Source organism: Mycobacterium sp., assembly GCF_049278535.1.
In the GTDB taxonomy this organism is placed as follows: Bacteria; Actinomycetota; Actinomycetes; order Mycobacteriales; family Mycobacteriaceae; genus Mycobacterium.
The window spans coordinates 1-8,048 of record NZ_JBAPMI010000179.1 but is presented as its reverse complement, the minus strand read 5'-3'; the positions used below and the strand labels follow the sequence as shown (position 1 = coordinate 8,048).

Below are 8,048 nucleotides of genomic sequence, written 5' to 3'. Positions count from 1 at the left end.
AGACCGAAGTGCGAGCAAAAAGCTCCAGCCGGCCGGGATGATCGAGGCCCACGCCGACGACGCGACCACCAGATCGTTGCCGTCAAAGCGGCGCTGCAGGCACGGAATGACGTGCACCGGAACTTCGGCGAGCGTGTCGATGAGGCTCACCGCGCTGCCGAACACCCTCCGGGTCTGTGGATCGGACTCGGCCGCCGCGAGTCCAGGAAGATATTTCGTGCCGATGCTGCGATAGATCTCCGCGATCGCGGCCCGCTTGTCGGCATCGGTGATCACCAGCCAGCGCCAATCCTGCGCGTTGCTCGACGTGGGTGCCTGCATCGCCAGCTCCAGGCACTCCAAGATCACGTCGCGACCGACTGGTCGCGTCAGGTCAAGACGCTTACGAACCGCCCGGGTGGTGGTGAGCAATTCGTCGACCGAAGCGATGTCCACTCGTCTCCTCGCGCCGCCGTCAGACGTCGATTGCGCAAGACTGATCGACGCCCAGGACACTCAACGAGCGTCCGAGGCCGAGGAACACCGCGACACAAAGCGTCAGATCGAGGATTTCCGGATCGGAAAAAAGTTCACGCAGTCGCCCGAAGAACGCATCGTCGATCGATGCATGGTCATTGGCGAATCGCTCGGCGAACTCGATGGCAAGACGTTGCCGCGGCGTGTAGCCCGGGTAGGTGGCATAGGCCGCCACGTTTTCGTACAGGTCGGGCGCGACGCCCGCGTCGAGCACCGACGGTGCGCGAAAGTCGGAGCACGCGACGCAGTCGTTGATTTGCGCGATTCGCATTCTGGCCAGTTCACGTTCCTCGGGCGGCAGAACGCTCTGCTGGTAGGCGCCGTGAATCATTCGCTCGACCATGTCGCCGAGTTGTGGACGCAGCGTCCAGATCATTGCGGCCTCACCGCCGGGGCCGTCGGGCACATCAAGCCTGGCCATGGATGTGAGCAAACCAGATGTCCGGCTCGACTGTCCAGGTTGCGGCCCGTGGACAGGACAAGACGCCGGGATTACCGTCCATTGAGCGGGGGCACGGCGCAGCAGCGCGCACAGGAGGTCTCGCGGCATGCTGTTCATGCACGAGGTGCACACGGTGCGCGGGCGCGCCGAAGACGAGTTCGAGGCCGCGTTCCGAGATGGCTGGATGGCCATGCTCGGTGCCGGTGACGAAGCCCGGTTGCTCTGGTACGCCAACCAGGCCCACGGCAGCGGACCCGCCTACACCGTCGTCACAGTGACCGCCGTTCGTGACGGTGCGGCATGGGAACGCCTGGCTCGACGCATTCAGCGGGGCGATCTGCGGCAGTGGATGCGTGAACTCGACGCGCTCCGCCATGACGTATCCGCCAAGCTTCTGGTGGCGCTTCCGTGGTCGCCTCTTCAGGTCGTGCCTTTCGGCGAAATCCCAAGCGATGGACGGAAACACGAGCTGAGCCTCTACATGGAAGACACCATGTGGCCGTACGAAGACAAGTTCACCGAATACATCGACCGGTGCGGCGAGGTGTACTCCAAGAGCTTGGAGACCGCGGAGTCGATGCTGGACATCCAGGCCGGCTTCCAGCCGGCCCTGGGCAGTCACCTGCGCCGTGAAGTTGTACTGATGCAACGGATCCGCCGGCCGGAGGCGCTGCTCAACCTCCTGCGGAATGAAATTCCAGCCCGCTACCGTGCGCCGGGAACCTGGATGTACGACGCTTTGGATCTGCGCGACCAATGGACCAGTCGGCTGCTTCGGACCTCCTCGTGGTCACCGCTGTATTGAGCCGTCGATGAACATCGGCACAATCGTCGACGCGGCCGCCATTGGCGATCCGGACCGCGTCGCGCTCATCATCGGCAGGGAGACAATCGGATACGGCGAACTGGCCACCGCCGTCCACCGTTGCGCCGCCGGTCTGGCCGGCCACGGCGTGGCACCCGGAGCCCGCGTCGCCGTCGTCGACGGCGGGAGCTTGCTCTCGATCGCATCGGTGCTCGGGGCCGCGCGCATCGGTGCAGCGGCAGCGCTGATGAACCCCGCACTCACCACACCAGAGCTGCGGGCCCTGACGCAGAATGCGCGATGCGGCGACGTCGCAGTCGCCGGCGATGCCCACGCTGCTGCCCGGCTCCACGAAGCGGGTCCGAGCCGGGTACTGACATCCGCTGATCTGTTGAGCGACAGCCCGATTCCCGCGGCGAAGACGGCCGAAGATGTCAATGACCTCGAAGCCCTTATCTTGTTCACCAGCGGTACCACCGGGCTCCCGAAGGCGGTCGGAATCACCAGCGGGCAACTGAGCACGCGCATCCACGGGATCGGGAAACCGTTCCGGCCGGAGGCCGCGCCCACCATCGCGATGATGTGTGTCCCGTTCTTCCATGTCGGCGGGTCTCTCGGCATGCTCGGCAGCCTGTACTCGGGCAACACCTCGGTCGTGCAGGAGCGGTTCGACGCCGCACAGTGGTTGCGGCTGGTGCAGGAGCATCGGGTGCGCACCGCGTTCCTGGTGCCGACGATGCTGCAGCGGATCCTCGACCATCCCGACTTCGCCGGCACCGACCTGACTTCGCTGATCGCCATCGCGTACGGGGCGGCGGCCGCGCCGGTCGCTTTGGTGCGCCGGGCCATGGCCGCGCTGCCGCATGTCGCTTTTGCCAATGTGTTTGGCCAGACCGAGACGCTCGGCGCCTACACAACCCTGCTGCCGGACGATCACCGCGATCCGATCCGGGTTGGCTCGGTCGGGAGGCCGCTGCCCGGCGTTGAGGTTCGCGTGGTGGATCCCGAGACGGGGACCGACGTCGATGCGGGCGTGGTCGGCGAGCTGTGGGTGAACACCAGCCAGAACGTCACCGCAGGCTGGCTGCATACCGGTGATCTCGCATGGCGCGATGCCGACGGTTACATCTATCCCAGCGGGCGGCTTGTCGACATCATCAACCGGGGCGGAGAGAAGTTCGGGCCGATCGAGGTCGAGGAGGCACTCCGTGCTCATCCGGCGGTCGGCGACGTAGCGGTGGCCGGCATCACCGACGACGAAATGGGCCAGCGGGTCGGGGCGGCGGTGGTGGCCAGCCGCCCGGTGACGCTCGATGAGCTGCGCTCGCATTGTCGTGATCGCATCGCCTACTTCAAGCTGCCCGAGCGGTTGATCGTCGTCGACCACATCCCGTACAACGAGACCGGCAAGGTCAACCGCCGTCGGCTCGCCGCGTTGATCGTCGAGAACGCCTGAGCCACCGAGAGGAGTCGCTGTGCTGTTCCTTCACGAGACCCACCGGGTTGTCGGCATCCGCGAGGACGATTTCGAGGCGGCCTACCGCGAAGGCTGGATGCCCACTCTGGCGCAGGACGACAACGCTCGGCTGCTCTGGTATGCCAACCATGCTCACGGCACGGGGGTGGCGTACAACGTGGTCACAATCACGGGCATCACCGACGGCGCGGCGTGGGAGACGCTGGCCGGTAGGGCGCAAAGTGGCGACTTGGCGCCGTGGATGCGTGAACTGGACAACCTGCGTCACGAAGTCACCGGCAAGATCCTGCTGCCGGTCGAGTGGTCGCCCCTGCAAGAAGTGGACCTCGCGACCGTGCCCACCGATGGCGCAACGCATCCGCTGAGTTTGTTCATGGAGGACACCGGCTGGCCCTACGCCCCGCTGGACGATTACATCCACTCGTGGGATGAGATCTACTACCGCCTGCTTTCCAAGGCGCCGCCCGGCAAAAGGGTGCTCGAAATCCAGGCCTGCTTCCAGGTGGCGCACGGAAGCCACAAACGCCGAGAAGCAATGCTGTGGCAGAAGATTGACGCGATGAACGATTACGCCACCCTCAAGCATCTGCTGACTACCGACATCCCACCCGAGCACCGCGGACCGGGCACCTACATGTTCGAAGCGCTGAAGTATCGCGATCAGTGGGAGAGTCGACTGCTTCGGACGTCAGCGTGGTCACCCCTGTACTGATCTCGGCCTAAAGCTGTTCTTGCCGTTCAGGATCCGGTCAGCCTCAGCCGCCATGTCGACGACGATTTCAGCGGCCGGACGAACGGCGTGGATGAGACCGATCGACTCGCCGATCAGGATGGCAGCGGCCTCGAAATCTTCCGCGGTAACCGCGGCTTGATACGTGCGTACCACTTCCGGCAGCGATGCGTGCAGTTCGGCCTCGTTGCCATGCCAGCCATCGACGAACGGGTTACCCAGCGCCCGTGCGTTGTATTCGGGCGCCCAATCCAGCTGACGCACATAGTCATAAACCCGCGTGCGGTAGGTATTGTCCCCGCTCGAACCGATCGCCCGCTCCTGGGCACGCGGCGACACCAGGGCTTCCGGGGAAGCCCAGAAGCGAGTGCCCACCACCACGCCGTCGGCACCCAGCATGAGTGCCGCCGCAAGTCCGCGCCCGTCGGCGACGCCGCCGGCCGCCAGCACCAGCGTTTCGGGCGCACGTTCGGCCGCGAGGTCGGCGACTTCGGGCACCAAGGTGAACGTCGTGCGCACCGTCATTCCGTGCCCGCCCGCCTCACTTCCCTGGGCGACCAAGATCTGCGCGCCGGCGTCGAGAGCGCGGCGCGCGTGGTCAAGTGTCTGGACCTGCGCAATGAGCGGCACGCCAGCCGCGTGAATGCGATCGGTGAACGGGTACAGGTCGCCGAAGGACAACATGATCGTCGCCGGTTGCTGTTCCAGCGTCACCTCAAGCAAGTCGGGGTTGCGCGCCAGACTCCAGGTGATGAAACCGCACCCGACGCGTGCCCCGTCGGCCAGACCGAATTCGCGCGCCACCCAATCGGAGTCGCCATAGCCGCCGCCGATCAGGCCGAGGCCGCCGCTCGACGACACGGCCGCGGCGAGCTTGCCCCCCGAGGTAAGCGCCATCGGTGCCGACACGATCGGATGCTCGATGCCGAAGAACTTGGTCAGACGGGTCTTCATTTCAGTTCCCCGGTGAGGAACTGCGCCCGTCCGTAACCGAAAGACCAGTCCTCGTCGTTGTTGTCGGTAATCGATATGACGAGATCTGCCGGATCGAGCCCGCTGCGCGCAGCCAGATTCGTCGCCACCAGTTCATAAAACCGTTGCTTCATTTCCGGCGAGCGGCGCCGGCTCACCACGTGCACGACCACCATGGCCGAGGAACGTTCGATCCCGAGACCGGTGTCCCAGACGACGATCTCGTGACTCGGATGCGTGCGCACCACCTGATAGCGGTCGCGTGGCGGCACCCCGAACGCCTCGACGACCGCGTCGTGTATCGCATCCAGCAGCGTCCGGATCTCGGCGGGTTCTCGACCCTCGATCAGGTCGACGTACAACAGCGGCATATTTTCTCCCGTGGTGTCGCTCTGCTGATGCGGTTGACGCTAGACCCCGCGACGAAGCGCTATGAATACACGGCCTGCCTGCGGCGATGTCGCTCAATAGTTGCGAGCCACACCGGGCAGGCAACTCGCTATCGATCCACCGCACTGATACCCTGCCAACGCCGTCATTTGTGACGATGCGCCGCGGTGAACAAACACCGATGGCCTCACGGAAAGATTGTTGTGCGCAGCGGAGAGATCAAGGCCCTCACAGGACTTCGCATCGTCGCCGCCGTGTGGGTGGTGCTCTTCCACTTCCGGCCACTGTTGCGCGATGCCGCACCCGAGTTTCTCGACGCACTCACACCGGTGCTGAATTGCGGAGCCCAGGGTGTCGACTTGTTCTTCATCCTCAGCGGGTTCGTGCTGACCTGGAATTACCTCGATCGGATGGGCTGGTCGTGGTCGACTCGTGCCACCTTGCATTTCCTCTGGTTGCGGCTGGCCAGGGTGTGGCCGGTTTATCTGGTCACCCTGCACTTGGCCGCATTGTGGGTCATTTTCACGCTGCACGTCGGTCACGTGCCGTCGCAGGAGATCTACCGGTTCACCGCGATCAGCTACGTGCGCCAGGTCCTGTTGGTACAGCTGTGGTTCCAGCCGTTCTTCGACAATTCGAGCTGGGACGGGCCGGCCTGGTCGATCAGCGCAGAGTGGTTGGCCTACATCTTGTTCGGGCTGGTGGTGCTGGTGATCTTCCGGTTGGCGCGCACGACCCGCGCCCGCAACCTGATCTGGCTGGCGGTCGGCGCCTCGCTACCGCCGGTGGTGTCGCTGCTGGTGACCGGCGAGTTCTACACGCCTTGGAGTTGGCTGCCGCGCATCGTCATGCAGTTCACCGCGGGAGCGCTGGTCGCCGCCGCGGTCAGTAGGTTGCAGCCGAGCGACCGTGGTCGCCGCGCCGCCGGCTACCTGTCGCTGCTGCTGATCGCCGCCGTCGTCGGCCTGCTCTATGTATTCGACGCGCACCCCTTGCACGGTGTCACCGACACGAGCGGGCTGGTCGACGTGCTGTTCGTTCCGCTGGTGTTGACGCTGGCGATCGGCACGGGGAGTCTGCCTGCGCTGCTCTCCACCCGGCCGATGGTGTATGGCGGGCAAATCTCGTTCTGCCTGTACATGGTTCACGAGCTGGCGCACACCACGTGGATATGGACGGCCGAGCAGTTCCAGCTGACGATGTTCGGTACCGGCGGAAAGTTGCTCCTCATCGGCGTGCTCGCGATCACCTTCGCCGGCGCGATCCTGCTGTACCACGTGGTCGAGGAGCCCGCGCGCCGGTGGATGCGCACGATGATCAACATCGGTCGCCTGAAGGCCGGTGCCGACGACGATCCTGCAGCACACATCGCAAGCGGAAAATTGCAATCGGTCGACGGCACTCAGGAAGGTCGTGCGAAACCTCTTTCGGCGCGCGCGGGCTGAAATTCCCGGCCGGGGCGAGCGATACCTCGACACATATTGATCAAGTACGATCCCCTGTGGCGCGAGACCGTGGTGTCCCGCGCCCGTCGGCAAAGTGGGGCCCTCACCAGCACGGACCGGTTCCCACGCGGCGTCCAACTGGACGACAGCGCGTCGATGGCGAAATTCGTCGTGGTGCTTTTACGATGCCGCTTACACGGCCAAAGCACGCGGCCGGGGTGTGGACAGTGGAGGTAGCGGTGGGTCGTCTGGCCACAGTTGTCATCGCGGGTGCTGTTGCGGCCGGAATGGTGGCCCTCCATCCCGGCTCGCTGCAGCAATACCACACGGTGGCCCGCGGCACCCCGATCGACCACGTCGCGGTGATCGGGGATTCCTACACCACCGGAACCGATGAAGGTGGTTGGGGATCGAACACCTGGACCAACCGCACCTGGCTGACGCTGGCACGCCAGGGTGTGCAGGTCGCACCGGAGGTCGCATCCGAGGGCAGGGCCGGCTACGTCGTCCGCGGTGACCATGGCAGCGTCTTCGAGGACCTGACCAACAGGGCCGTCCAACCCGACGATGCCCTGGTGGTGTTCTTCGGCTCACGCAATGACCACGGCGTGGACCCCGCTCAGATGGCGGCGATGGCGCACGACACCCTGGATCTGGCACGCCGGATCGCGCCATCGGCGAAGGTGCTGGTGATCGGCCCGCCGTGGACGGACTCCGACCCGCCGTTCGATGTCCTCTATATCCGCGACATTCTCAGCGGTCAGGCTCACGACGCCGGGGCCACATTCATCGACCCGATCAGCGACGGATGGTTTGTCGGTCGGCCCGATCTGATCGGACCCGACGGCATTCATCCCAACGACGCCGGACACGCGTACCTGGCTGAGAAGATCGCTCCGCTGATCCACGCTCAGTTGTCCAGACGAGCCTGATCCCGCTCGCATTCAACGCGTTTCGCAAGCGCTCGTCGCGGGTATCTCGGGGTGCACGAGGCGAGATTGGGGACTGCAGATGAAGTCTGGCGCACGCACGGCGATGACTCTGTTTTTCGGCGCGGCGATGCTCGTGCTGGCGGTTGGCTGCGGCGGAGGCGATAAGGGCGGGCCGACCTCGACCACCACCACGACGACGACCACAACTCCGTCGTCGAGCGTGGCGCCGGCGCCGTCGATGGCTCCCGGCGGTGGTGGACCGGGTGGGGCGACCGGCGGCGGTGGTCCGAACGGCGGCGGCGGAAGCATCCCGGGCGGTCCGACCGGCGGCGGTGGACC

Annotated in this window: 9 protein-coding genes and 1 pseudogene; 6 read left to right on the top strand and 4 right to left on the bottom strand. The window is 65.3% G+C overall.

The genetic code is table 11. The annotated features are described in order from the left end of the window. Both WAO18_RS12160 and WAO18_RS12155 read right to left on the bottom strand, forming a co-directional pair. Nucleotides 1–435, bottom strand: a 435-nt coding sequence (locus WAO18_RS12160; RefSeq protein WP_422206527.1) for a nitroreductase family protein, incomplete at its 3' end; no start/stop codon positions are given. Between the two features lie 19 nt (nt 436–454). Then, the gene (locus WAO18_RS12155; RefSeq protein WP_422206526.1) at nt 455–937 is read right to left on the bottom strand and encodes a carboxymuconolactone decarboxylase family protein; all 483 of its coding nucleotides are present in this window, start codon (nt 935–937) and stop codon (nt 455–457) included. A gap of 127 nt (nt 938–1,064) precedes the next feature. On the opposite strand from WAO18_RS12155, the gene WAO18_RS12150 reads away from it, so the two are divergent. From WAO18_RS12150 to WAO18_RS12140, 3 genes are read left to right on the top strand one after another with little or no spacing between them, the layout of a single operon-like run. Then, a complete protein-coding gene (locus WAO18_RS12150) occupies nt 1,065–1,763 on the top strand; it encodes a hypothetical protein (protein ID WP_422206525.1) in 699 nt (232 codons plus the stop codon). A 7-nt stretch (nt 1,764–1,770) separates the two neighbouring features. Then, entirely contained in the window at nt 1,771–3,219 is a 1,449-nt protein-coding gene (locus tag WAO18_RS12145) for a class I adenylate-forming enzyme family protein (RefSeq protein WP_422206524.1), read from the top strand. 19 nt (nt 3,220–3,238) lie between these two features. After that, complete coding sequence (locus WAO18_RS12140) at nt 3,239–3,952, top strand: hypothetical protein (RefSeq protein ID WP_422206523.1); 714 nt, start codon at nt 3,239–3,241, stop codon at nt 3,950–3,952. On the opposite strand, the gene WAO18_RS12135 is transcribed toward WAO18_RS12140, so the two are convergent. After that, a complete protein-coding gene (locus WAO18_RS12135) occupies nt 3,938–4,924 on the bottom strand; it encodes an NAD(P)H-dependent flavin oxidoreductase (protein ID WP_422206522.1) in 987 nt (328 codons plus the stop codon). The two genes, WAO18_RS12140 and WAO18_RS12135, sit on opposite strands and share 15 nt — an antisense overlap. Then, the gene (locus tag WAO18_RS12130) at nt 4,921–5,313 is read right to left on the bottom strand and encodes a tautomerase family protein (protein ID WP_422206521.1); all 393 of its coding nucleotides are present in this window, start codon (nt 5,311–5,313) and stop codon (nt 4,921–4,923) included. Before WAO18_RS12130 ends, WAO18_RS12135 begins: the two co-directional genes overlap by 4 nt. A gap of 222 nt (nt 5,314–5,535) precedes the next feature. Between WAO18_RS12130 and WAO18_RS12125 the strand changes: the two genes are divergently transcribed. The 3 genes and pseudogenes from WAO18_RS12125 to WAO18_RS12115 form a co-directional block, all read left to right on the top strand. After that, nucleotides 5,536–6,777 carry an acyltransferase family protein gene (locus tag WAO18_RS12125; RefSeq protein ID WP_422206520.1) on the top strand — a complete coding sequence of 414 codons (1,242 nt, stop codon included), beginning with the start codon at nt 5,536–5,538 and terminating at the stop codon, nt 6,775–6,777. Between the two features lie 239 nt (nt 6,778–7,016). Then, entirely contained in the window at nt 7,017–7,709 is a 693-nt protein-coding gene (locus WAO18_RS12120) for an Rv0518 family GDSL lipase (RefSeq protein ID WP_422206528.1), read from the top strand. 79 nt (nt 7,710–7,788) lie between these two features. Next, nucleotides 7,789–8,048, top strand: a pseudogene (locus WAO18_RS12115) (hypothetical protein); the annotation flags it as partial.